Raw genomic sequence first — 454 nt, 5'->3', positions numbered from 1 at the left:
TCATTGCCCGCGATTACCCTCGCGGCGATTGGAGTTGTCTACGGCGATATTGGTACCAGCCCGTTATATACACTTCGTGAATGTTTGTCCGGCCAGTTTGGTTGTGGCGTTGAACGCGATGCCGTGTTTGGCTTTTTATCGTTGATCTTCTGGCTGCTAATCTTTGTGGTTTCCATTAAATATCTCACCTTCGTGCTGCGGGCAGATAACACCGGTGAGGGGGGGATCCTGACGTTGATGTCGCTTGCCGGGCGTAATACGTCGGCGCGAACCACATCAATGCTGGTGATTATGGGGCTAATCGGCGGCAGCTTTTTCTATGGTGAAGTCGTCATAACACCCGCTATTTCGGTGATGTCAGCCATTGAAGGTCTGGAAATCGTCGCCCCGCAGCTGGATACCTGGATAGTTCCCCTCTCAATTATCGTTCTCACTTTATTATTTATGATTCAAA

1 protein-coding gene is annotated in these 454 nt (G+C 49.8%); it reads left to right on the top strand.

The features are described from left to right. On the top strand, window positions 1-454 hold a 454-nt coding region (locus E2K52_RS14925), incomplete at both ends, for a KUP/HAK/KT family potassium transporter (RefSeq protein WP_171478886.1).

This window comes from Acinetobacter sp. RF14B (assembly GCF_006864105.1).
In the GTDB taxonomy this organism is placed as follows: Bacteria; Pseudomonadota; Gammaproteobacteria; order Pseudomonadales; family Moraxellaceae; genus Acinetobacter; species Acinetobacter lwoffii_C.
The sequence above is the reverse complement of the archived record's forward strand: the minus strand, read 5'-3'. Positions and strand labels throughout refer to the sequence as shown.